Here is a 23,722-nt window from a genome sequence, read left to right as displayed (position 1 = left end):
CGAGGGGGCTGAGGGTCTCGGCAAATGCGATCCCCGGACAGATGTGCACAAATGCCGTGCAAACCGGCACCTAAGGGTAAAAATAGACAAAAACAGCGATTAAACCAGAAAAATTGCACAAAACGGGATGTGAATTCTGGTCAAAAATGATTAATAATTGCACCTGAACGACATTCAGGGGTGACATTATCGATAATCAGTCCATGTTTTGGGGAGATTATCGGAAGGCTCGGACCGAAAGGCTACTCTCGCTCGACAGGTCCATGGGTCATTCGCAAGCGGCATGTCGCCTACAGCCTAACGCGGAGCACAAGCGTCTGCGAAGAAAAAACTGAACGGGGAGCCGGATTTGGCATCAACATCTGACAGCGAAGCGTTCGTTGCGTTCGAACGCGTGCAGAAGAGCTACGACGGCGAGACGCTCGTCGTAAAAGATTTGAACCTCAGCATGCCGAAGGGCGAGTTTCTGACGATGCTCGGGCCATCGGGGTCCGGCAAGACCACTTGCCTGATGATGCTGGCCGGGTTCGAAACCGCCACCCACGGAGAAATCCTGCTGGACGGCACATCGATCAACAACATCCCACCGCACAAGCGCGGCATCGGCATGGTGTTCCAGAACTACGCCCTGTTCCCGCATATGACCGTCGGTGAAAACCTGTCGTTTCCGCTGGAAGTCCGCAAGATCGGCAAGTCCGAGCGGGAAAAGAAGGTGATGCGCGCCCTCGACATGGTGCAGATGGGCGATTTCGCCAACCGCCGCCCCGCGCAACTCTCCGGTGGTCAGCAACAACGGATCGCTCTGGCCCGCGCGCTGGTGTTTGAACCGGAACTGGTGCTGATGGACGAACCGCTCGGCGCGCTCGACAAGCAGCTGCGCGAGCACATGCAATTTGAAATCACCCGTCTGGCGCATGAGCTGGGGATCACCACCGTCTACGTGACCCACGACCAGACCGAAGCGCTGACCATGTCGGATCGCGTCGCCGTCTTCAACGATGGCCGCATCCAGCAGCTGGCCCCGCCAGATGTCCTGTACGAGGAGCCGGAAAACAGCTTCGTCGCGCAATTCATCGGTGAAAACAACACACTGGAGGGGACCGTCAAGGAAATCTCCGGCAACACCTGCACCGTCCAGCTGGATGGTGGAGAGCTGATTTCAGCGCGTCCGATCAACGTCACGAAGCCCGGCGATCGTACCCGTGTGTCGATCCGCCCCGAGCGTGTCGAGATGAACAAGGAGCGCCTGCAAGAGGGCGTCCACCTGCTCAAGGCCGAAGTGCTTGAGTTCATCTACATGGGCGACATCTTCCGCACGCGTCTGCGTGTCGCGGGGCGCGATGACTTTGTCGTCAAGACCCGGAACGCGCCCGATCAGGTCCGCCTCAAACGTGGCGAGACGATCGAAATCGGCTGGCTGCCCGAAGATTGCCGGGCTCTGGAAGCCTGACACCTTCGCAAGTTTCCGCGGCGCCTTCGGGCTGCTGCGGCCTATCGAGATCCCGTCGCTCCGCCCGTAGCGCTGGATCCGTAAATCAACAACGGGGATAACTGGGAGTTATACATGAAACTCACGAAAACCCTCCTCGCCGGTACGGCTCTGGCCATGTCGGCTGGTGTTGCATCTGCTCAGGATATGGCCAACGACATGACCATCGTGTCCTGGGGCGGTGCCTACCAATCGTCGCAGCTGAAAGCCTACGTCGAACCCTATATGGCAGAGCACCCCGAGGTCACCGTGACCTGGGACGAAAGCTCCAACGAGGCCGTCGCGAAACTGCGCGCCATGAACGAAGCCGGCAATATCACCTGGGATCTCGTCGACGTTGTTGCAGCTGACGCCATCCGTCTGTGCGATGAAGGTCTGGCGATGGAATACGATCCCGACGAACTGCTCGCCAAGGGCGATGACGGGTCTTCGGCGTCGGATGACTTTGGCGACCTGATCGTGTCGGATTGCTACATCCCGCAGATCGTCTATTCGACCACCTTCGGCTATCGCACGGACATGGTGCCCGAGGGCGTCGACGCGCCGAGCAACATCTGCGACGTCTTCGACCTGCAGAAATACCCCGGCAAGCGCGCGCTGGAAAAACGCCCGATCAACAACATGGAATGGGCGCTGCTCTGCGATGGCGTGGCCAAGGACGAAGTTTATGACGTTCTGGGCACCCCGGAAGGTCAGGAACGCGCTCTGGCCAAGCTCGGCACCATCAAGGATGACGTGATCTGGTGGTCCGCTGGCGCCGATACGCCGCAACTGCTGGCCGATGGCGAAGTCTTCATGGGTTCGACCTACAACGGTCGTCTGTATTCGGTTATTGTTGAGCAGAAACAGCCGGTTGCGATGATGTGGGACGCACAGGTCTATGACCTTGACGGCTGGATCATCCCCGAAGGTCTGGACGAAGCGCACCTCGCGCGCGTCAAGGATTTCGTGCTGTTCGCCACCGACACCAAGCGTCTTGCTGATCAGGCGAAATACATCTCCTACGGTCCGGCCCGCAAATCTTCGGCTCCGATGGTTCCGGAAGACATGAAAGAGCACATGCCGACCGATCCGGCCAACGCCACGAACACGTTCCTCTATAACTACGAGTTCTGGGCCGACTATCGCGACGACATCGACGCGAAATTCCAGTCCTGGCTGGCACAATAATCGGGTTTTGACCTGATCTGATACCGGGATGGGCCTGTCTGGCCCGTCCCACCCCAAAGCGGCCCCGATCAGCTGATCAGAATGGGCCGGCCCACAAAAAAACGACAGGGACGACATGAGCGATACGACCCAGACCGGACCGATCGACATGGGCTCCTCCGCAGGCAATGGCAAGGGTGACAAGCCCGGCCCGATGCTGGCAGCGGATGGACGGCCTCTCAAGCGCAGCCTGAACCGTGCCCTGAGGCGCCAGAAGTTAAGGGCGCTGGCGCTGATCGCGCCGCTGCTGATCTTCGTGCTGCTCACCTTCATTGCCCCGATTGCGGACATGCTGTTCCGCTCGGTTGAAAATGACATTGTTTCCAATACCTTGCCTTCAACCACCGAAGCGCTGGAAGGCTGGGATCACACCACCGGAGAGGCCCCTTCCGAGGCCGTCTTCGAGGATTTCTATTTCGATCTGTTTCTGGCGTCTGAGGCCAAGGAGCACACCAAGCTCGGCACCCGCCTGAACTATGAAAAAACCGGCGTGTCGTCGATGTTCCGCTCCACCGGGCGCGGGCTGGACGATATCGGCGATGACTACCTCGACCAGCTGGAAGTGATCGACAAACGCTGGGGCGACGGCGCTTTCTGGTACGCCCTGATGAGCGGGACAGGCACACCGGCCCCCGAAGTCGTCAAGGCCCGCCGCAAGGTGCTGACCCGGATGAGTGGCGACGTGCTGACCGGCGATGTCGGCTTTGCGCCCTCGAACGCGATTGCGACGCTGCTGCCGACCACCGTGCGCGCCTATTCCGATTTCGCGGTCTACACCGCATTGGTCGATGGCAAGGACGTGGCCAAGCGCGACCCATGGGAATCCGTCTATGTCGGTCTGATCCTCGATCTGAACAAGGCCGATGTGTCGGGCTATACCGGTCCCGAGGCCGACGCCCTGAAGGCCGTCAAGGCGGCGCTGCCGGAGATCAAGCAGGTCTCGCTCCAGTCGTTCTTTCAGAGCGAGGACAAGGATTGGGTCGACCCTTCGGTCTGGGCTACTATCCAGACCTACAGCCCGAAATATACCTCTGGCTACTTCCTGAACGCCATCGACATGCAGCTGACCCCCGACGGGATCCAGATGCGCCCCGAGAACGAGCAAATCTACATCATGCTGTTCAAGCGGACGCTGTTCATGTCGATGATGATCATGGGCTCGTGCATTCTGCTGGGCTATCCGGTGGCCTGGTTGCTGGCCAACCTGCCCTCCAAAAGCGCCAACCTGCTGATGATCCTGGTGTTGCTGCCGTTCTGGACCTCGCTTCTGGTGCGGACCTCGGCCTGGAAGGTGATGTTGCAGCAGCAAGGCGTGATCAACGATGTGCTGGTCTGGCTGGGGCTGGTGTCAGACGGCGACCGGCTGGTGATGATCAACAACCAGTTCGGCACGATCGTGGCGATGACGCATATCCTGCTGCCCTTCATGATCCTGCCGCTCTATTCGGTGATGCAGACCATCCCGCCGACCTATCTGCGCGCCGCCAAATCGCTGGGCGCGACCAACTGGACGGCGTTCTGGAGGGTCTACTTCCCTCAGTCGATACCCGGCATCGGCGCAGGCTCGATCCTCGTCTTCATTCTGTCGATCGGCTATTACATCACGCCGGAAATCGTCGGCGGCACCACGGGGACGTTCATCTCGAACCGCATCGCCTATCACATTTCCAGCTCTCTCAACTGGGGTCTGGGCGCGGCACTTGGGGCAATCCTGCTGGCCTGTGTCCTCATTCTCTACTGGGCCTACGACCGTATCGTCGGCATCGACAACGTGAAGCTGGGGTGAACACATGACACTGACTGTATCTCAACCCAAACCCGTCTCCTTTGCCGCCGGTGTGGTGGCCGCCTTTGGCGCCTTCTTCGGCCTGTTCATCGGCACGTCGCAGGGCTCTGGCCTGATCGGCATCCTTGGCGGCGCGATCCTGATGGGGGCGTTGGCCTTTGCCGCCGTCACCTTCCTGCGCGATCAGGAAAAGCTCGCGAAATGGGGCTTTTTCGTGCTGTTCATCGCCGTCGGCTACCTGCTGAGCGGTATTCCCGGTGGGGTGATGGGCGCGTTGATGGGCTATTTCTTCGGCCATATCACCTTCTGGCTGGCCTCCGGGCGCTACCGCATGTCGGTGCCGCCCTATGCCACGCCAGGGCAGGTGCTCTGGCACTATGCCTTCCGCACCATTGCGGGCGCGATCCTGGTGTTCCTGATCACGCCGATCCTCGTGGTCATGCCGCTGAGCTTCAACGCCGAGAACTTCTTCACCTTCACGCCGGAGATGCTGAACTTCGATCCCGCAGGCTATTCGCTGCGCCATTACCGCGATTTCTTCACCAATAGCGACTGGCAGCAGGCGCTGTGGAATTCGGTGCGTATCGCGCCGGTGGCGACACTTCTGTCGGTCAGTTTCGGCACCCTCGCCGCGATTGGCCTGAGCCAGCCGCATGTGCCGTTCCGTCAGACCATCATGGCGATCCTGATTTCGCCGATGATCGTGCCGCTGATCATCTCGGCGGCGGGGATGTACTTCTTCTATTCGCGGATCGGTCTGCAAGGCACTTATCTGGGGGTGGTTCTGGCGCATGCGGCGCTTGGCATTCCCTTTGTCATCATCACCGTGACGGCGACGCTGGTCGGGTTTGACCGATCGCTGGTGCGGGCGGCGGCGAACATGGGGGCGAACCCGCTGACCACGTTCTTCCGCATCCAGATGCCGCTGATCCTGCCGGGCGTGATCTCCGGCGCGCTGTTCGCCTTCATCACCTCGTTCGATGAGGTGGTCGTGGTGCTGTTCGTCGGCTCGGCCGGTCAGAAGACCCTGCCGTGGCAGATGTTCATCGGCCTGCGCGAGCAGATTTCGCCGACCATTCTGGCGGTGGCGACGATCCTTGTGGTGGTGTCGATTGCACTGCTGACCACGGTGGAGATGCTGCGCCGCCGCTCGGAGCGGATGCGGGGCATTTCGCAGAGCTGACCTTTCAGGGTTTCGCGATATTTGCGAGGGAAGGGGGGCTGTCGGCCCCCCTTCTTGCGTCCTAGGGGGCCGCAATTCATCCCCCCGAGGATATTTTCAACAGGGAAACGGTTTCAGGTGAAGGCTTTGAGGGTCACGCCTTCGGCCTGCAGGCGGGCGCTGAGGTGGCGGGCCATGGCGACGGCGCCGGGGCTGTCGCCGTGCACGCAGATCGAGGCGGCCTCCAGCGGGATCGGATCGCCGTTGACGGTGGGCATCAGGCCGGTGGCGAGGAAGTGCAGCAGGCGCTCGGCGGCCTGATCGGGGTCGTGGATCATGGCGCCGGGGGTGCCGCGGGGGGCGAGCTGGCCGTTGGGCTGGTAGCCGCGGTCGGCAAAGATCTCCGAGACGGTGGTGAGGCCGGCGGCGCGGGCGGCCGTTTCCAGTTCAGTACCGGAGACGGCCAGCAGGGCGAGGCTGCCGGGCATCGCCTTGACGGCGCGGGCGATGGCGTCAGCGGCCTCGCGGTTGGCGGCGGCGAAGTTGTTCAGCGCGCCGTGGGGTTTGACGTAGGTGACGGTTGCGCCAGCGAGCGCGGCGATGCCTTGGAGGGTGCCGATCTGGGCGGCGACCATACGCTCGATCTCGGGCGGGGTCATCGGGATGACGCGGCGCCCGAAGCCGAGGGGGTCGGCGTAGCCGGGGTGGGCGCCGATCTGGACGCCCTTTTCCTTGCACAGTGTCAGAGAGCGGAACATCGTTTCGGGGTCGCTGGCATGGCCGCCGCAGGCGATATTGGCGCTGTTGACGATGTCGAGCATGGCGGCGTCGTCGCCCATGCTCCAGGGGCCATAGGCCTCGCCCAGGTCGGAGTTCAGGTCGATATGGGTCATGCTCTTGCCTCGCTTGGGTGTCGCTCAGATCACCCGGATAACATCCTTGCCGACGGAAAGCACATAGCCGCGGCGGGCGATGTTCTTGATCAGCAGCTCGCTGACGATCTGGTTGCCGAGGGTGTCGCGCAGCCGCTTGATGCGGGTGGCACCGGCAGCCTCGTCACAATCGACCTCCGCCTTGCCGCTAATCATCGCCTCGATCTGCACGCCCGAGAGGACATCGTCGTCCATCCGCGCCTCGGCCAGCACCGACAGCGTCTCGATCGCCGCGTCGGTGAGCTTGAAGCCGAGATTGTTGAGGTAGACCATCTTTTCCTCGCGGCTGATCATCAGCGAGTTCACCTCGATCCCGGCGCGTTCGATCTGGGCCATGCGGCGGTTCATCGCGATCAGCATGATGAGGAATCCGAGGGCCGCCAGCAGCAGCGCCGTGGCAAAGACCAGCAGCACGAAGATCACCATGCGGTAGCTCGCCAGCGTTTCGGAAAACGCCGTGCCCGACAGGGCGAGGATGTTCAGCAGCTTGACCTCGGCCTGGGTGGTGAGGTCATTCTCGACGAAGATCCGCTCAACCCTCGTGTTGAAGGCATTGGCGTCGGGCAGGTTCAGAAACAGGAACACGGCCGCCAGCAGCAGCACCGCGACGACCGCGCCCAACCCGATGACGACGGCACGGGTGCCGCTGCGTCTGAGGTCAGAAGCGAAGATAATAGGGTCCTGCATCACTCTTCCTGCCTGCCAATCCGCTTTCGTCGAAAACTGAGACGATATTCAGCAATGTCCAGCCGTTGCGCGCAAGTCTGCCACGGGCGTCCTCTGCGGCCTGCTGCCGGTCGCAGGACGACACCTCCATGACCCCGTAGTGGAGTTCATAGGGTTTGTCCCGCTTGGCCTTGTAGTCGGCGTAGCAGGCACCGGCGGCCAGCGCCGGTGGGGCAGAGGCTGTGACCAGCGACAGGCCGAGGGCCAGCAGAGCGGGAATCAGCAGGAGGGGGTGTGTGCGTGTCATGGCCAGACCTTGGGGGATCTGCGCCTGCCATTCAATAACAGAGCGATGGCCCCATGCCTGCAGGCCGCAGGGGCGGCGTGTTATTGGATAACCGGCGCCCGTTATTGTGCGGCGGACGGGCCTGGGGGCAGTGTCGGGGCACAAGACCGGAGCCTGTGCCCGGCCCCCATCCCCCGGTGATTCTGTTTCGATCGCCGCCCCCTCGAAAGGACCTGAACGATGTTCCTGAGCCACACCCGCAAGATCACTGCCACCCTCGCCGCCGCTGCTCTGGCGCTGACCACCCTGACCGCCACCCCCGTGCAGGCCAAGAACGAGGATCTGGCCAAGCTGTTCGTCGGTGCGACCGCGCTGTTCATCATCGGCAATGCGATCAACGAGAACCAGCGCGCCCAGCAGCAGGCCTCCCGGCATGAGCCGTTCCGCCCGCAACCCCAGCCGCAGCCCGACTGGCGCAATGATCGCCGCCATGACCGCGACCGCGAGTATGACCGGGGCCGCGATCACCGCCGTGACGACTATCGCCGCGACGACTATCGTCCCGGTCAGGCCTACCAGACGCGCCCGACGCCGCCGCGCTATCAGCCGCAGCCTGTGATGGTCGTGCCGGGGCATTGCCTGGTCACCACCTATGTCGATGGCTACCGCGCCAAGGGCTATTCGGCGGCCTGTGCCCGTGACTATGCCTCGATCCCGACACGTCTGCCGCAATCCTGCCTCCAGGAGACCTCCAGCCGTCAGGGCCCGCGCTACATCTACCGTCAGGTCTGCATGCAGCAAAACGGCTGGCAGGGGTCCTGAGGTCCAGAATTCCGTGCGCAGGCAGAAGACCCCCTTCCAGCGCGCGGGACCATTCCGGCTTGGGTCCTTCGCAGACGCCATGCGTCTCAGGGCCGAGACCTTGCCGGAATGACGATGGGGAGGCGCCGCCACGCCTCCCCATTTTTGCACGATCGGCATGGTCTTCGCCAACGTCAGCTATACTACATCTTGCGTGCCTCTGCGGCCTCTGATCAAACCGAAGCCCATGACGCCCCTGAAACCCATACCCGATTACCACTACGAAACCCTGGCGCTGCGCACCGGTGCGCTGCATGTCGCGGGGGTGGATGAGGTCGGGCGGGGCCCGCTTGCCGGGCCGGTGACGGCCGCCGCGGTGATCCTCGATCCCACCCGCATCCCGGCCGGTATCAACGATTCCAAACAGCTCAGCCTGAAGCGGCGGCAGGATGTCTTTGCGCTGCTGCAGGACTGCGCGATTGTCTCCGTCGCCCATGCCTCGGTCGAGGAGATCGACGAGATCAATATCCTGCAGGCCAGTCATCTGGCGATGCGCCGCGCGGTGCAGGGGCTTGAGATGCGCCCCGATCATGTGCTGATCGACGGCAACCGGATTCCCGCCGGTCTGAACCTGCCTGCGACGGCTCTGGTGAAGGGCGATGCCCGCTCTCTTTCCATCGCTGCGGCCTCGATCATGGCGAAAATAGCGCGCGATCAGATCATGTGGGATTTGGCGCAACACTTTCCCGGCTACGGCTGGGAGCGCAACGCAGGCTACCCGACGAAACAGCACAGGGCGGCCCTACAGGATTTGGGGGTGACCCCACATCATAGGCGCAGCTTCGCCCCTGTGCGCAATATCTTGTGTCGAGACTAAAACTAACCCCCTGAATCAAATAAACAAATTGACCCTGATTCCGCTTTGACTCATCATTTGGGCATAATAACGAGCGCGAAAATCGTGCCGTAACGAGGCAGAGCAATGATGAAAAACAAGGTAAAGGGGGGCCAAATGCTCCCACTGAACTCGATTCTGGGCGGTGACTGCGTGGAGGTGATGAACAGCCTTCCGGAGAATTCCGTCGACCTGATTTTTGCAGATCCCCCTTATAATCTTCAGTTGCGGGGCGATTTGCACCGGCCGGACAACTCCAAGGTCGACGCGGTTGACGACGCCTGGGACCAGTTCGCCAGCTTTGAAACCTATGATCGCTTCACCCGCGACTGGCTGAAGGCGGCGCGCCGGATTCTCAAGCCGAATGGTGCGATCTGGGTGATCGGCTCCTACCACAACATCTTCCGAGTCGGCGCTGCGCTGCAGAACGAAGGCTACTGGATCCTGAACGACGTGGTCTGGCGCAAGTCGAACCCGATGCCGAACTTCCGTGGCAAGCGCTTCACCAATGCGCATGAGACGATGATCTGGGCGTCGAAATCCGAAGGTGCCAAGTACACCTTCAACTACGAGGCGCTGAAATCGCTGAACGAGGGCGTGCAGATGCGCTCTGACTGGGTGCTGCCGATCTGCAATGGCGGCGAGCGCGAGAAGGACGAGAACGGCGACAAGGCTCACCCGACTCAGAAGCCGCAATCGCTGCTGCACCGCATCCTCGTCGGCTCGACCAACCCCGGCGATGTCGTGCTGGACCCGTTCTTTGGCACCGGCACCACCGGCGCTGTCGCCAAGATGCTGGGCCGCGATTTCATCGGTATCGAGCGTGAGGAAGCCTATCGCAAGGTCGCCGAGAAGCGCCTGTCGCGGATTCGCAAGTTCGACCGCGAAACGCTTGAGGTCTCGACCTCCAAGCGCTCCGAGCCGCGCGTGCCCTTCGGCCAGTTGGTCGAACGCGGGATGCTGCGCCCCGGCGAAGAACTGTGGAGCATGAATGGCCGTCACAAGGCCAAGGTCCGCGCCGATGGCACGCTGATCGGCGATGACATCAAGGGTTCGATCCACCAGGTCGGTGCCGCGCTTGAGGGCGCGCCGTCGTGCAATGGCTGGACCTACTGGTGCTTCAAGAAAGATGGCCAGACCATCCCGATCGACCTGCTGCGCCAGCAGATCCGCGCCGAGATGATCTGAGCCACCCCCTGAGATTTGCCCTGCGCCCGACTCGTCCCGCGCAGGGCACCCCCCAAACAAGAGCCGCCTGTACCACTGCGTTTCGCAGGGTGCGCACCTGAGCCCTGCCGCTTGCGGTAGGGCTTTTTTTGCGGCCCAGCGGTCTGCAATCAGACCCACTGGCGTCCGGGTCGGGGATATGTAGGCTGCCACCATGGACCAGCTGAGGGGACGCCGATGCCTGATTTCATCTACAAGATGCTGACGCCTGACCATGCGGAACCGTGGCAGGCCCTGCGGATGGAGGGCGCGCGCGATTTCCCGAAGGGCTTTCTGGTGACGCCCGAGGAAGCGGCGGCTGCCACGCCAGAGTGGCTCCGGGCAAGGCTGGCCGGGCAGAGCTATCGCGGCGTTTTCGCCGATGATGTGTTGATCGGCTTTTGCGGCTATCACAGGAACCCGTTTGCGCGGACCCGCCACCGGGCCGAGATCGGGCCATTCTTCGTCACCGCCCGCGCCCAAGGCTCTGGCGCCGCACAGATCCTGATGGCTGGGGTGATTGCACAGGCTAGGTCAGACGGCCTCGTCCGGCTGGAGCTCTACGTCGATACAGAAAACGCCCGCGCCATCGCCTTCTATGAACGACAGGGCTTCGAGCGCATCGCGACCCACCCGGACAGCGTGCGGATCAACGGCCAGCCGACGGACGATTTCTTCTACATTTTGCGTCTATAGAGGCGCCGACAACAAAGGGAGACTATTCCCCCAGTTTCGCGTGCACTTCGTTCAGATCAATCTCGCCCACCGGCATCTTGTTGGACGGGTCGCGGGCATCGTATTTGAACATGTCGAAATCGCGTTTGTAGATCTCGTAGACCAGGTGCATCGACAGATCGTCGAAGTAATCCTCAACGGGATGCAACCGCTTCGGCCCGTGCCCTTCGCTCTCGTTGAACCGCGGGATCGTCGCCAGATCGACGGGATGTGGCGTCTCGATCTGCGTCAGCACCTTGCCCAGCCCGTCGTTGAACGCCTCGGTCCAGAAGATCGCGTCATAGCGCCCGCCATTGACGATATAGGTCGAGACATGCCCCGACATGGCCGACCAGTGGATGTCCGGCTCCATTGGGCGACGCCAGCGGATGCTGTCGCGGGCAAATAGCAGAAAGCGGCGGAAACTGGCGATCTGGTCGAACTCTTCGGTGCCATCGGCGCCGCCAACCTCGATCCCGTACTTCTGGATCAGCATCGGCACCAGATTGCCGCGATAGCGGCTGCCATTGCGCTGAATGCCGCAGATCTTGTCGAAAAATGACGACAGGATGCGGGTGTAGGGATTGCGCACGCAGGTGAAGGCATAGCTCTTGTGGGCCTTCGCATTGGCCTCGATCAGCGGCTGACTGGCCTCCAGCGACCACTTGTGCAGACCGGCCTTGGCATCGTGGATATCTCCGTCAAAGAACTGCCCGTGATCCGAGTAATACAGAATCTGACCGATGGTCGAGCAGGCGCATTTCGGCACCACCCGATAGACCACGCTTTCGCTTTCCGTCATCCACGTTCCGGGAAATCCCATCCTGTCCGGTCTCCGATCCCTCTGCCTGAACTGGCGCCTCTGACGATAGTGCAGCAAAAGCCAAACAAAGCCTGTTTTATCAAGACATGTTGCCGCATAACCTAAGCAACACTGATGCATCCGAAAGGCTTAACGTTTCGCCAATGGCGACCATTGCATTCATATTGCTGTGCCACAAGGATCCTGAGGGGATCATCGAGCAGGCGCAAAGACTGACGGCTGTCGGCGATTACATGGCGATCCATTTCGACGCCCGCGCCCGCCCCGCCGACTACCAGCGCATCCGTGAAGCCCTGCGTGACAACCCCCGCGTCACGTTTTCCCACAAGCGCGCCAAATGCGGCTGGGGGGAATGGAGCCTGGTGCAGGCGACGCTCTACGCGGTGCAGGCGGCTGTCGCGGACTTTCCGCGCGCGACGCATTTCTACATGCTTTCGGGCGACTGCATGGCGATCAAATCCGCCGAATACGCCCATGATTTCCTCGACCGCGACGAGGTGGATTATATCGAGAGCTTCGATTTCCACAGCTCTGGCTGGATCAAGACCGGCATCCGGGAGGAGCGGCTGATCTATCGCCACCTCTTCAACGAACGCCAGAACAAGCGGCTGTTCTACAAATCCATCGACCTGCAGAGGCGCTTCGGGCTGACCCGCGCCATTCCGCAGGATCTGCAGATCCAGATCGGCTCTCAGTGGTGGTGCCTGCGCCGCCGCACGATCGAGGCGATCCTCGGCTTCTGCGACAGCCGCCGCGACGTGATGCGCTTTTTCCGCACCACCTGGATCCCGGACGAGACCTTCTTCCAGACCCTCGTGCGCCACCTCGTGCCGGAAACCGAGATCAGCGCCCGCTCTCTGACCTTCCTGCTGTTCACCGATTACGGCATGCCGGTGACCTTCTACAACGATCACTACGACCTGCTGCTCAGCCAGGATTACCTCTTTGCGCGCAAGATCAGCCTTGAGGCGCATGAGATGAAGCGCCGTCTGGGCCAGCTCTACGCGGCGCGCGGCGTCAGCTTCCAGATCTCGAACGAGGGGCGCTCGCTGTTCCAGTTCCTCTCCGGGCGCGGCCGGGTGGGTCGCCGCTTTGTCACCCGCTTCTGGGAAACCGAAAGCTCGCTCGGGCGCGAACGCGAGCTGATGATCGTCATCTGCAAGAAGTGGCACGTCGCCAAGCGGCTGGTCGAACAGATCCGCCAGATCACCGGCCTCCACTGCGTCGACTACCTGTTTCACGAAGGCCACACACCGCTGCCTGACCTCGGCGGCATCCAGACCAACCTGGAAAAGCGCACCCGCCACCGCCGCGCCCTGATGCGGATGCTGTTCGACTACCACAAGACCGACCGCATGGTGGTCTGCATGGACCCCTCCGGCCTCGACCTGCTGCACGACTTCTGCAGTGACCGCGCCCAGACCCGCCTGCTCGAGATCGAGTGTGACTTTACCGACGACTACCTCAGCGGCCATGCCCGGCGCGTCGGCCTCGCCGGGGATCGCACCCCGCCCGAGGTGCTGGAGCGGCTGTTGCCGACCATCCGCCACGATATGACGTTTGAGGCCGACCAGATCCGCGACAGCGACTTCGAGAACCTCTATCGCATCCGCCAGCACCAGACACCGGCGGAAAATGCCCCCGCGGTTGCCCGTTTCCTTGGCGTGTCAGACAGCGCCGCCCATGATATCGTCGCCCTCGACCATCTGTTCACCGACTGAGTCTCTCTTGCCAAGCTGAGGTAAACCTTGCCCTATTCCTACGACGACCAGAATATCTTCGCCAAAATCCTGCGCGGCGAAATCCCCAACAACACCGTGATCGAAACCGACCACACGCTGGCCTTCGCCGATATCCACCCACAGGCCCCGACCCATGTGCTGGTGATCCCCAAGGGCGCTTACGTGACCTACGAGCATTTCGCGGCTGAGGCCTCGGACGCCGAGATTCTCGATTTCACCCGCACCGTGGCGAAAATCTGCGCCGGGGCCGGCATCACCCAGGACAATGGCGCGCGCTATATCTCCAACGCCGGTCCCCATGGTGTCCAGGAGGTGCCGCATTTCCACCTGCATATCCTCGCCGGACGCACCATGGGCCGCATGGTCGCCCCAGAAGCCTGAGCACCCCCGCCTCACCGCTTGCCAGTCAAGGCGGTTTCGCGGTAATTCCGAACCAGCACAGCCATATGCAAAGGGACAGCCCATGCCGATCGAAGCACCGGAAACCAGGATCGTCGAAAGCCACAAGATCGCCTGCGATGGCGGCGAAGGGGCGCTCGGCCACCCGCGCGTCTGGCTGACCATTCCCGACGACACCGGGTTCGTCGAATGCGGCTACTGCGACGCGAAATACGTGCTCAAGGGCCACGGGACCCCCGACGCCGCAAGCCACTAAACACGAAAAAGCGCGCCCGTTCCGCACAGGCGCGCTCTCTCATCTTGCCGTAAATACTTCGGGGGCGCCGAAGGCGGGGGCAGAGCCCCCTCTTCTCAGGCTGCCGTCATCGCCCCGTCCACGGTATAAAACCCACCGTTGCAATACCCCGCGTCGTCCGATCCGAGGAACGCCACCAACCCGGCGACTTCCTCCGGCGTGCCGAACCGTTGCATCGGGATCGCCGCCGCCGTGGCGTCATGCATCTTCTGCTGGCCGCCCTGACCGTCGTTGATCGAATCCATCATCCGCCCATCAATCGGCCCCGGATTGACGCAATTCACCCGCACCCCCTTGGCAGCGGCTTCCAGCGCGGCCGTCCGGGTCACCCCCAGAATGGCATGTTTGGACATGATATAAGGGGTCAGCCCCGGCGATCCGCCCAAGCCCGCAACCGAAGACGCATTCACCACCGCGCCTTTGCCGGCGGCATACATCAGCGGCAGCACGTACTTCAGCCCCATCACCACGCCCTTCACGTTGACGTTGAAGACGCTCTCCAGGTTCTCGATATCCAGATCGGGGAGCTCTTGGTATTTCCCCTCGATCCCGGCGTTGTTGAAGAACACGTCGATCTTGCCAAAGCGCGTCTTGGCCTTGATCACATAGTCCTTCACATCCGTCTCACGGGTCACATCCGCCTCCGTGGTGTCGACGCGGTCGCCGTGCCCCACCGCCTGACGGAAGGCCTTCCAGTCGGTGCCGGGAATATCGACGGCAAAGATTTCTGCCCCCCGGTCCGCCATCATCTTCGCTGTTGCCGTGCCGATCGCGCCATTGGCGCCGGTGATCAGGACGGTCTTGCCTGCATAGGATTGTCCAGTCATCGGAAGTCTCCTTTCGCAATTATGTCCTGACACTACCTAAGAACGATCGCGCCGATTACCATGGGGGCCCCGCCGCCAGTGCCGCATGTGCGCTGGCGGCGCGGAACCGTTCATGGCATTACGGGGGCTCTGACATTTCGGAGGCGCAACATGACCACGCAATTCGGCACCGGCTGCCATCTTCACCTGATTGACGGCTCCGCCTTCATCTTTCGCGCCTACCACGCCCTGCCGCCGCTGACGCGCAAATCCGATGGCGTGCCCATCGGCGCCGTCGCCGGCTTTTGCAACATGCTGCACCGCTATGTTGAGGGCAACACCGGCCCCGACGCGCCCACCCATGTCGCCGTAATCTTCGACAAGGGCAGCCACACCTTCCGCAATGACCTCTACGATCTCTACAAGGCCAACCGCGACGCTATGCCCGAGGATCTGCGCCCGCAGATGCCCCTGACCCGTCGCGCGACCGAGGCGTTCAACATCGCCTGCAAGGAAATCGCGGGCTATGAGGCCGATGACATCATCGCCACCCTCGCAGTCCAAGCGCGTGAGGCCGGTGGCCGCGTCACCATCATTTCCTCGGACAAGGACCTGATGCAGCTGGTCGGCGGCGGGGTCGAAATGCTCGACGCCATGAAGAACCTGCGCATCGATGTCGAAGGGGTCGAGGCCAAGTTCGGCGTCAAACCCGACCGTGTCGTCGACGTGCAGGCGCTGGCGGGCGACGCTGTCGATAACGTCCCCGGTGCGCCCGGCATCGGCATCAAGACCGCCGCTCTGCTGATCAACGAATACGGCTCGCTCGAAGAACTTCTCGACCGCGCCGAGGAAATCAAGCAGCCCAAGCGCCGTCAGAGCCTGATCGACAACCGCGCCCAGATCGAGCTGTCCAAGAAGCTCGTCCAGCTCGATTGCAACACGCCGCTGGAATTCACCCTCGACGATCTCGAAGTGCGCGACCCCGATCCCGATGTCCTGCTGCCCTTCCTGGCTGAGATGGAGTTCCGCACCCTGTCGCGCCGTGTCGCCGAACAGATGGGCAAGGACGCCCCCGAAATCACCGAGCCGAGCCCCGCCGCCGCCGTCAGCGACGCCCCCGAAGCGCCCGCCATCGACGACAGCGCCTATGAGATCGTCACCGACGCCGCCGCTCTGCAAACCTGGATCGACCGTGCCTATGCGCGGGGCCACCTCGCGCTCGACACCGAAACCACTGGCCTTGATGACATGACCGCCGATCTGGTGGGCTTTTGCCTGTGCATCGACGCCGGTCACGCCTGCTATGTCCCCGTTGGTCACAAGGCCGAGGACGGCGGCGAGGGCCTCTTTGCCTCCGACACGCTGGCCGAGGGGCAGATGCCCCTGCAAACCGCGCTCGACATGCTGAAGCCGCTGCTTGAGGACGACTCGATCCTCAAGATCGGCCAGAACATGAAATACGACGCCAAGATCCTGCGCCGCTACGGCGTCACCGTCGCCCCCTATGACGACACGATGCTGATCAGCTACGCCCTGAACGCCGGTCTGCACAATCACGGCATGGACGCCCTGTCCGAGCGGTACCTGGGCCACACCCCGATCCCGATCAAGGAGCTGATTGGCTCCGGCAAGTCCCAGATCACCTTCGACCGTGTCGCCATCGACAAGGCCGCCAAATACGCAGCCGAGGACGCCGATGTCACCCTGCGCCTCTGGCAGCTGCTGAAACCCCGCCTGCACCGCGAACGCCTCGCGACCATTTACGAGACGCTGGAACGCCCCCTCTCGCCCGTTCTGGCGCAGATGGAGGTCAACGGCATTCAGGTCGACCGCAACACCCTGTCGCGCATGTCGAACGCCTTTTCCCAGAAAATGGCCGCGCTTGAGGCTGAAATTCACGAACTCGCGGGCGAGACGTTCAACGTCGGCTCGCCCAAGCAGCTGGGCGAGATCCTGTTTGAAAAGATGTCCCTGCCCGGCGGCAAGAAGGGCAAGACCGGCGCCTATGCCACTGGTGCCGACATCCTCGAAGACCTCGCGACCGAGCATGACCTGCCGGGCCGCATCCTCGACTGGCGCCAGCTCTCCAAGCTGAAGTCGACCTATACCGACGCGCTGCAGGAACACATCAACCCCGAGACCGGGCGCGTCCACACCTCCTACATGCAGACCGGCGCCAACACCGGGCGTCTGTCCTCCTCCGATCCGAACCTGCAGAACATCCCTGTGCGCAGCGAGGAAGGCCGCCGCATCCGCGAAGCCTTCGTCGCCCCCGAGGGCAAGGTGCTGCTATCGCTCGACTATTCCCAGATTGAGCTGCGCATCCTCGCCCATACCGCGGGCATCGACGCCCTGAAACAGGCCTTTCATGAGGGCCAGGACATTCACGCCGCCACCGCCTCCGAGATGTTCGGCGTGCCCTTGGACGAGATGACCCCAGACGTGCGGCGTCAGGCCAAGGCGATCAACTTCGGTGTGATTTACGGCATCTCGGGCTTCGGCCTCGCCCGCAATCTGCGCATTCCGCGGGCCGAGGCGCAGGGCTTCATCGACCGCTACTTCGAGCGGTTCCCCGGCATCCGCGAATACATGGATGAAACGACCGCCTTCGCGAAGGAAAACCTCTACGTCGAGACGCTGTTCGGCCGCCGCATCCACACGCCGGAAATCGCCGCCTCCGGTCCCCGCGCCGGTTTCGCCAAGCGCGCCGCGATCAACGCGCCGATCCAAGGCACCGCCGCCGACATCATCCGCCGCGCCATGATCCGGATGCCCGAGGCCATCGCCAACCTGCCCGCCAAGATGCTGCTGCAGGTCCACGATGAACTGGTCTTCGAGGTTGAGGAAAGCGCCGCGGACGAGGTCGCCGAGGTCGCCCGCCGCATCATGGAAAACGCCGCCGACCCGGCCGTGCACATCGACGTGCCGCTGGTCGTGGACGCAGGCAAAGGTATGAACTGGGCCGAAGCCCACTAGATCTAGCGCTTCGGTTCACTCCACTCCGCCGGGTCACCCCGGCGGCGCAACCGCAACGCCAGCCCGAGCGCGACGCCAACCCCAATGGCCACCGTCAGATCGGCCAGTACCGTCAGCACCAGCGTCAGCACCAGCAGCAGCTGGTCGGCGCGCGGCTCGGAGAGGTAACTGCGCCATTTCGCAGGCTCGCTCATATTCCAGGCGGTCAGGATCAGCAGCCCGGCCAGCGCGGGCATCGCGAGGTAGCCCGCCAGCGGCGCCGCCAGCATCATCACCGCCAGAATCGCCACCGCATGCACCAGCCCCGCCACCGGAGTCCGCCCCCCGGCGCGCACATTCGTCGCCGTCCGCGCAATCGCCCCCGTGGCTGGCAGCCCGCCGAACAGCGCCGAGGCGATATTCGCCGCCCCCTGCGCCATGACTTCGGCGTTGGAGCGGTGCTTGTCGCCGATCATCCGGTCCGCGACCATCGCCGACAGCAGCGACTCGACCCCCGCCAGAAACGCAATGACGAAGGCCGAGGGCAGCAGCTCTGCCACCCGCGCCCAGCTGATGTCGGGCAGCCCCGGCATCGGCAGATGATCCGGCAGATTGCCGAAGCGCGAAAAGATCGTCTCGACCGGCAAGCCCACCAGCGCCACCACGGCCGAGGCGAGCCCGACCGCCACGATCAGCCCTGGAAACTTCGGCCAGATCCGGCGCAGCAGGACGATCCCCACCATCGCCGCCAGCCCAATCGCCACAGCGGCAAGGCTCACCGTGCCCCGCGCCGCCCACATCGCGGCGATCTTGGGAAAGAAATCCGCCGGAACGCTCTCCATCCGCAGCCCGAACAGGTCTTTCAGCTGCGAGGTGGCGATGATCACCCCGATGCCGATGGTGAAGCCGTTGATCACCGGCTCGGGCACATAGGCCACAAGGTTGCCCGCACGCAGCAGCCCCGCGATGACCAGAATGACCCCCGCCATCAGCGTCGCCAGCACCAGCCCGTCATAGCCGTGGGCTGCGATAACCCCATAGACCACAACGATAAACGCCCCCGTCGGCCCGCCGATCTGCACCCGACTGCCGCCCAGCAGCGAAATCATGAAGCCCGCGACAATCGCCGTCACCAGCCCCTTGGCCGGGTCCGCGCCGCTGGCAATGGCAATCGCAAGGCTCAGCGGCAGGGCGACCATGGCGACGCTGACGCCCGCAATCGCATCGGCGCGAAAGGCGGACAGGCTGTAGCCGGGCAATGTGGACAGGATCTTTGGTTTCATGGGAAATTCCCTCGCATTCGCCCCATAGACGCCCCCGCGGACCCCTGACGCAAGGGCAATCCGATGCGGCTAATGCGCCCCGGCGCACTGGCCGTGATCGCCAAGCGCCTCGATCAGCCCGCAAGGTTCGCCCGGCGCGTGATCACAGGCGGCCGAAAGGCGCTCCAGCTCGACCTCCAGCCGTTTCAGCCGGGTGATGCGCGAGCGCACGTCCTCCAGATGGTTGCGCGCGATGTCATGGGCGCCGTGGCAATCGCGGCCCTTGTCCGACAGCTCCAGCAGATGCCGGATCGCCTCCAGCGGCAGGCCGAGGTCGCGGGCGTGGCGAATGAAATGCAGCCGATCCAGCCCGGCGCGCGCGTAGCGGCGCTGATTGCCCGCCGTCCGCTCACCCTCGGGCAGCAGCCCGGCCTGTTCGTAATAGCGGATCGTGGGCACCTTGACGCCCGTGCGCCTGGACAGATCTCCGATGGAAAACATTGTGAAAAAACCTCTTGAAGCTCTAGTCACTAGAGATCCTATGTTAAAGGCAACGCGGGGACCAGCCCCGCCAAGCCAGACGAAAGACGCCCCATGCCGCATGATCATTCTCACGGCCATCATGGCCATACACACGCCGATCCGGACCTTGTCGGGGACCGCCGCGTCGCCTGGGCGGTTGGGGTCAATATCCTGCTGACGGTGGTGCAGATCATCGCCGGCATCTTCTCCGGCTCGCTCGCCCTGATCGCCGACGCCATCCACAACCTGTCCGACGCGCTGTCGCTGGTGATCGCCTTCCTCGCCCGCCGCATCGCCCGCCGCCCTGCGGATGCCGAGATGACCTTCGGCTATGGCCGGGCCGAGGTTGTCGCCGCCCTCATCAACTACACCACGCTGATCGTCATCGCCCTGTTCCTGATGGCGGAGGGCGTGCAGCGCTTCTTTGACCCGCGCGAGGTTGCGGGCTGGGCCGTCGTCATCGTCGCCGCCGTGGCGCTGGTGATCGACACGGTGACGGCGCTGCTGGTGCTGAAGCTGTCGAAAGACAGCGTCAACATGCGCGCCGCCTTCCTGCACAACGTGGCCGACGCCCTCGGCTCGGTCGCGGTGATCGTGGCGGGGACGGTGATCCTGCTGTTTGACTGGACGCTGGTCGATCCCATCGTCACCATCGGCATCTCGCTCTATATCCTCTGGCACGCGGGCAGCGAGATCACGCCAGTGATCCGCCTGCTGATGCTCGGCAGCCCCGAAAGCCCGACCGTCAGCGAGGTGACCGCCCAGCTGCGCCAGGTGCGCGGCGTCGCCTCGGTCCACCACCTGCACCTGTGGCAGATGCAGGAAAAAGAGGTCGCGCTTGAGGCCCATGTCGTCCTGACGCCCGAGGCCTGCGCGACGCCGACGGGCCGCAACGACACCCGCGCCGCGATCAAGGATTGTCTGGACGAGGCCTTCGGTCTGCACCACGTCACGATCGAGCTTGAGGAGCCCGAGAACGCCTGCCACGGCGCGCCCCTGATCGGCCACTGAGGGGCGGCGCCGCCGCCGAAAACGTCACACTCTGTTAACCTCCGGGCGGTTTTCGCACCGCCCGGATACCGTTCAGATACCGACCAGATACCGACATTCCGTTTTCAGCTTCCGGGGCGCTGCGACGGGGGCCGGAGTCGCCCCCGATTTCGCAGCCATCGCCGCGCCGCATTTGTGTGTAGAAAACAGTCAGGGATTTGTCGCGCTCGACGGGGAAGGGGGCGCCAGCCTTCATCTCGGTGATGCGGTCCAGACGGAACATGCGAAAGTCGCAGCGCAGCTCGCACCAGCCGACCAGTGTCCAGACCTTGCCCCAGAAGAACAGCCCCAGAGGCCGCACAACCCTTTGAGTTTTCTCGGCCTTTTCGTCGCCATAGCTGAGGTGCAGGCGCGTTCTGTCATGCACCGCCGTCTCGATCCGGTCGACCCGCTCGCGCAATTCCACTGGCATCGACTGCATCGGTCTGGCATGAATCTGCACCGAATTCGCCCTGTCGCGGGCGGCGGGCGGCAGGACGGTTTCGATCTTCACCAAGGCCTCTTCGGCGGCGGCGGCCATCGCCAGCCCGCCCCAGGCCCGCAACATCCGCGCCCCCGCCACCAGAGCGACGATTTCGCTCTGGGTAAACATCAGCGGCGGCATCTCATATCCGGCCCGCATGACATAGCCGACACCGGCTTCGCCCTCGATCGGAACGCCCGATCCGATCAGGTCCGCGACGTCGCGATAAATAGTGCGGAGCGACACTTCCAGCCGCTCCGCCAGCTGCGCTGCCGTCACCAGACGCCCGCCCCTAAGGTATTGAACAATCTGGAAAAGACGGTCAGCGCGGCGCATCAGGCGGCCTTTGGTTCAAACAGGCCGATGCGGTTGCCGTCCGGGTCCTCGATGGTCACATAACGCCCCGCGGGGATCTCGACCGGGCCTGCCTGAATCGGCGCTCCGGCGACCTTGGCGCGGTCGGTGGCGGAGGCGAGATTGGCTACGGCGATGTAGATCACCGAGCCCTTGCCGTTGCCCGAGTCGCCCTGCACCAGATTGCCGGAAACGCCCATGTCGGACCCCGCGCTGCCAAGTACCGCGACCTCCTCAGGCCCCATCTTCGAAATTGTCATCTGCCAGTCAAAGACGGCGTTGTAGAAATCGACAGCTTTCGGCAGGTCCGAGACCGGAATTTCTGCCCAGACAACAATGGGTTGCTGTGTCATATCACATCTCCTTCGGGTTGGTGATGCAGATGGTATGACATAGCCCTCCTGACAGCATTCTGTCAGCAGTCTGCCCCCTCATGCGGGTTTTTTGAAGGCGTCATGGCCCGCCTTCCCCTCCTCCAGCCAACCAAGCCCGTCCTGCGTTCTGCCGCGCGGGCGATAATCCGCGCCAACCCACCCCTCATAGCCCGCCGCATCCAAACGCGCGAAGAGGCCGTGAAAGTCGATGGGGTCGTGATCAGGTTCGTCCTGTGCCGGGGCACCGGCAATCTGGACGTGGTGGCACAGGTGGCCATATTTATCCCACGTTTCCAGTATATTGCCTGTGATCACATGGGCGTGGTAGGTGTCGAACTGCAGCCCCAGATTGGCCGCGTCGACGGCCCCGATCACCTGCGCGGCAAGCTCGAAATCGCACATGAAATAGCCCGGCAGATCATGGGCATTCATCGGTTCGATCGTCAGGCTCTGCTCGGGTGCGAAGGCGCAGGCCCATTGCAGATTATCGACCATAGTCTCCAGCGCCCTGTCGCCAAAAGCCGCCCCCGACATGACGTGAATATGCTGCGATTTCAGTGCTTGCGCATAGCGCAGGGCCCGGCGGAAATCATGACGAAAGCGCTCCTGCCCTCCCGGAGTTGCGGCAAAGCCAGGGGTGCCGCCGGTATAGTTTGGCGGCGGCGCATTGATCAGCACCAGAGGCATGTTCGCCAGGCCGAGCGCATTACGGATATCCTGCGCCGGCGTGTCGTAAGGGTATTGGATTTCAACGGCTTGGAAGCCAGCCTCGGCGGCGGCCAGAACCCGTTCCTGCATCGGAAACTCGGTAAACAACGTCGTCAGATTGGCAGCAAACCTTGGCATCTGTGCACCCCACTCGTTCCGCAAGCACGATGCGTCTGGCCTAGGGTGCGGTCAACTCGTCGGCAGGGATAATCGGGAAAAATGCCCCCGATGAGCGAACACCGAACCAGGCTGTGCCATCCACTTCGGCGGTCTCTCCCAGATCGACCAGCCGGTAAAAGCTCTTGCGGTCGATCAGAGCCTCCAGCCGGTCTCGCACCAGGACATAAGGCGACGGCTCTCCGGTGTCGGGGTCGCGCACGACGCGAATGGGGTGATCGGGACCCGCAACTGCTTGATCTGCCACGTTTGTCAGGAAGGTCAGAACCTGTTCGGGGCCGGTGCCCTCAACCTCGAAATCAACGGCGACGAAGGGTGCGTCCTCCACCGTGATGCCGACTTTTTCGACAGGGGTGATCAGAAAGTAATCATCCCCATCCTTGCGCAGAATCGTGGAGAACAGGCGCACCAGTTCGGGCCGCCCGATCGGCGTTCCGAGGTAGAACCACGTCCCGTCGCGTGCGATACGCATGTCCAGATTGCCGCAGAAGTCCGGGTTCCACTTGTGAACAGGCGGAAGTCCGCGGCCTTTGGCTGCTTTTGCAGAGGCAAGGATACTCTCTGCTGTCACTTTCACGGTATTTTGTGTGAGCATGAATTGGCCGTTAACCATCTCGTGAGTACAGTTCGTTAAACAAGATATAGG

The 23,722-nt window shown here is 62.8% G+C and carries 24 protein-coding genes; 13 read left to right on the top strand and 11 right to left on the bottom strand.

The window, feature by feature from the left end:
* Positions 1–349: 349 nt before the first annotated feature.
* From F3W81_RS14015 to F3W81_RS14000, 4 genes are all read left to right on the top strand, one after another.
* A complete protein-coding gene (locus F3W81_RS14015) occupies positions 350–1,450 on the top strand; it encodes an ABC transporter ATP-binding protein (protein WP_193079753.1) in 1,101 nt (366 codons plus the stop codon).
* 114 nt (positions 1,451–1,564) lie between these two features.
* Entirely contained in the window at positions 1,565–2,659 is a 1,095-nt protein-coding gene (locus F3W81_RS14010; RefSeq protein WP_193079752.1) for an extracellular solute-binding protein, read from the top strand.
* 115 nt (positions 2,660–2,774) lie between these two features.
* Entirely contained in the window at positions 2,775–4,484 is a 1,710-nt protein-coding gene (locus F3W81_RS14005; RefSeq protein ID WP_407692448.1) for an ABC transporter permease, read from the top strand.
* A gap of 4 nt (positions 4,485–4,488) precedes the next feature.
* On the top strand, positions 4,489–5,667 hold the full coding sequence (locus F3W81_RS14000) for an ABC transporter permease (protein ID WP_193079751.1): 1,179 nt from the start codon (positions 4,489–4,491) through the stop codon (positions 5,665–5,667).
* Between the two features lie 113 nt (positions 5,668–5,780).
* Here the strand turns inward: F3W81_RS14000 and F3W81_RS13995 are convergent, their stop codons facing one another.
* The 3 genes from F3W81_RS13995 to F3W81_RS13985 are packed head-to-tail and all read right to left on the bottom strand — an operon-like array spanning position 5,781 to position 7,551.
* Entirely contained in the window at positions 5,781–6,539 is a 759-nt protein-coding gene (locus tag F3W81_RS13995; protein ID WP_193079750.1) for a LamB/YcsF family protein, read from the bottom strand.
* A gap of 24 nt (positions 6,540–6,563) precedes the next feature.
* Positions 6,564–7,265 carry a hypothetical protein gene (locus F3W81_RS13990; protein ID WP_193079749.1) on the bottom strand — a complete coding sequence of 234 codons (702 nt, stop codon included), beginning with the start codon at positions 7,263–7,265 and terminating at the stop codon, positions 6,564–6,566.
* The gene (locus F3W81_RS13985) at positions 7,237–7,551 is read right to left on the bottom strand and encodes a hypothetical protein (protein ID WP_193079748.1); all 315 of its coding nucleotides are present in this window, start codon (positions 7,549–7,551) and stop codon (positions 7,237–7,239) included. Before F3W81_RS13985 ends, F3W81_RS13990 begins: the two co-directional genes overlap by 29 nt.
* Positions 7,552–7,770: 219 nt before the next feature.
* On the opposite strand from F3W81_RS13985, the gene F3W81_RS13980 reads away from it, so the two are divergent.
* The 4 genes from F3W81_RS13980 to F3W81_RS13965 all read left to right on the top strand — a co-directional run bounded on the left by F3W81_RS13980 (position 7,771) and on the right by F3W81_RS13965 (position 11,128).
* Positions 7,771–8,352 carry a hypothetical protein gene (locus F3W81_RS13980; RefSeq protein ID WP_193079747.1) on the top strand — a complete coding sequence of 194 codons (582 nt, stop codon included), beginning with the start codon at positions 7,771–7,773 and terminating at the stop codon, positions 8,350–8,352.
* A 226-nt stretch (positions 8,353–8,578) separates the two neighbouring features.
* Positions 8,579–9,208, top strand: a complete 630-nt coding sequence (locus tag F3W81_RS13975; protein ID WP_193079746.1) for a ribonuclease HII — start codon at positions 8,579–8,581, stop codon at positions 9,206–9,208.
* A 108-nt stretch (positions 9,209–9,316) separates the two neighbouring features.
* Positions 9,317–10,414: a site-specific DNA-methyltransferase gene (locus F3W81_RS13970; protein WP_407692447.1), complete on the top strand. Its 1,098-nt coding sequence runs from the start codon at positions 9,317–9,319 to the stop codon at positions 10,412–10,414.
* A 216-nt stretch (positions 10,415–10,630) separates the two neighbouring features.
* Entirely contained in the window at positions 10,631–11,128 is a 498-nt protein-coding gene (locus F3W81_RS13965; RefSeq protein WP_193079744.1) for a GNAT family N-acetyltransferase, read from the top strand.
* A 22-nt stretch (positions 11,129–11,150) separates the two neighbouring features.
* Here the strand turns inward: F3W81_RS13965 and F3W81_RS13960 are convergent, their stop codons facing one another.
* The gene (locus tag F3W81_RS13960) at positions 11,151–11,969 is read right to left on the bottom strand and encodes a sulfotransferase family protein (RefSeq protein ID WP_193079743.1); all 819 of its coding nucleotides are present in this window, start codon (positions 11,967–11,969) and stop codon (positions 11,151–11,153) included.
* A 143-nt stretch (positions 11,970–12,112) separates the two neighbouring features.
* Between F3W81_RS13960 and F3W81_RS13955 the strand changes: the two genes are divergently transcribed.
* The 3 genes from F3W81_RS13955 (at position 12,113) to F3W81_RS13945 (ending at position 14,366) form a co-directional block, all read left to right on the top strand.
* Entirely contained in the window at positions 12,113–13,690 is a 1,578-nt protein-coding gene (locus F3W81_RS13955) for a DUF5928 domain-containing protein (RefSeq protein WP_193079742.1), read from the top strand.
* A 27-nt stretch (positions 13,691–13,717) separates the two neighbouring features.
* A complete protein-coding gene (locus F3W81_RS13950) occupies positions 13,718–14,092 on the top strand; it encodes an HIT domain-containing protein (protein WP_193079741.1) in 375 nt (124 codons plus the stop codon).
* A gap of 82 nt (positions 14,093–14,174) precedes the next feature.
* Positions 14,175–14,366 carry a zinc-finger domain-containing protein gene (locus F3W81_RS13945; protein WP_193079740.1) on the top strand — a complete coding sequence of 64 codons (192 nt, stop codon included), beginning with the start codon at positions 14,175–14,177 and terminating at the stop codon, positions 14,364–14,366.
* Between the two features lie 95 nt (positions 14,367–14,461).
* On the opposite strand, the gene F3W81_RS13940 is transcribed toward F3W81_RS13945, so the two are convergent.
* Positions 14,462–15,232, bottom strand: coding sequence for an SDR family NAD(P)-dependent oxidoreductase (locus F3W81_RS13940; protein WP_193079739.1), 771 nt, complete (start codon positions 15,230–15,232; stop codon positions 14,462–14,464).
* A 150-nt stretch (positions 15,233–15,382) separates the two neighbouring features.
* Here F3W81_RS13940 and polA point away from each other — a divergent pair, with 150 nt between their 5' ends.
* Complete coding sequence (polA, locus tag F3W81_RS13935; RefSeq protein WP_193079738.1) at positions 15,383–18,187, top strand: DNA polymerase I; 2,805 nt, start codon at positions 15,383–15,385, stop codon at positions 18,185–18,187.
* Between the two features lie 2 nt (positions 18,188–18,189).
* Here polA and F3W81_RS13930 read toward each other — a convergent pair whose 3' ends face one another.
* Positions 18,190–19,449: a SulP family inorganic anion transporter gene (locus tag F3W81_RS13930; protein WP_193079737.1), complete on the bottom strand. Its 1,260-nt coding sequence runs from the start codon at positions 19,447–19,449 to the stop codon at positions 18,190–18,192.
* Positions 19,450–19,518: 69 nt separating this feature from the next.
* Positions 19,519–19,929, bottom strand: a complete 411-nt coding sequence (locus F3W81_RS13925) for a MerR family transcriptional regulator (protein WP_193079736.1) — start codon at positions 19,927–19,929, stop codon at positions 19,519–19,521.
* A gap of 93 nt (positions 19,930–20,022) precedes the next feature.
* Here F3W81_RS13925 and F3W81_RS13920 point away from each other — a divergent pair, with 93 nt between their 5' ends.
* A complete protein-coding gene (locus F3W81_RS13920; RefSeq protein WP_193079735.1) occupies positions 20,023–20,961 on the top strand; it encodes a cation diffusion facilitator family transporter in 939 nt (312 codons plus the stop codon).
* 34 nt (positions 20,962–20,995) lie between these two features.
* On the opposite strand, the gene F3W81_RS13915 is transcribed toward F3W81_RS13920, so the two are convergent.
* The 4 genes from F3W81_RS13915 to F3W81_RS13900 form a co-directional block, all read right to left on the bottom strand.
* The gene (locus F3W81_RS13915; RefSeq protein WP_193079734.1) at positions 20,996–21,799 is read right to left on the bottom strand and encodes a helix-turn-helix transcriptional regulator; all 804 of its coding nucleotides are present in this window, start codon (positions 21,797–21,799) and stop codon (positions 20,996–20,998) included.
* The gene (locus F3W81_RS13910) at positions 21,799–22,170 is read right to left on the bottom strand and encodes a VOC family protein (protein WP_193079733.1); all 372 of its coding nucleotides are present in this window, start codon (positions 22,168–22,170) and stop codon (positions 21,799–21,801) included. The genes F3W81_RS13915 and F3W81_RS13910 overlap by 1 nt, the downstream gene beginning before the upstream one ends.
* Before the next feature lie 78 nt (positions 22,171–22,248).
* On the bottom strand, positions 22,249–23,037 hold the full coding sequence (locus tag F3W81_RS13905) for a hydroxypyruvate isomerase family protein (RefSeq protein WP_193079732.1): 789 nt from the start codon (positions 23,035–23,037) through the stop codon (positions 22,249–22,251).
* Between the two features lie 40 nt (positions 23,038–23,077).
* Positions 23,078–23,671, bottom strand: coding sequence for a DUF1285 domain-containing protein (locus tag F3W81_RS13900; RefSeq protein WP_193079731.1), 594 nt, complete (start codon positions 23,669–23,671; stop codon positions 23,078–23,080).
* Positions 23,672–23,722 lie beyond the last annotated feature (51 nt).

Origin of the sequence: Pseudooceanicola spongiae, assembly GCF_014899185.1 — a bacterium.
GTDB lineage: Bacteria > Pseudomonadota > Alphaproteobacteria > Rhodobacterales > Rhodobacteraceae > Pseudooceanicola > Pseudooceanicola spongiae.
This window is presented reverse-complemented; position numbering and strand designations above follow the sequence as displayed.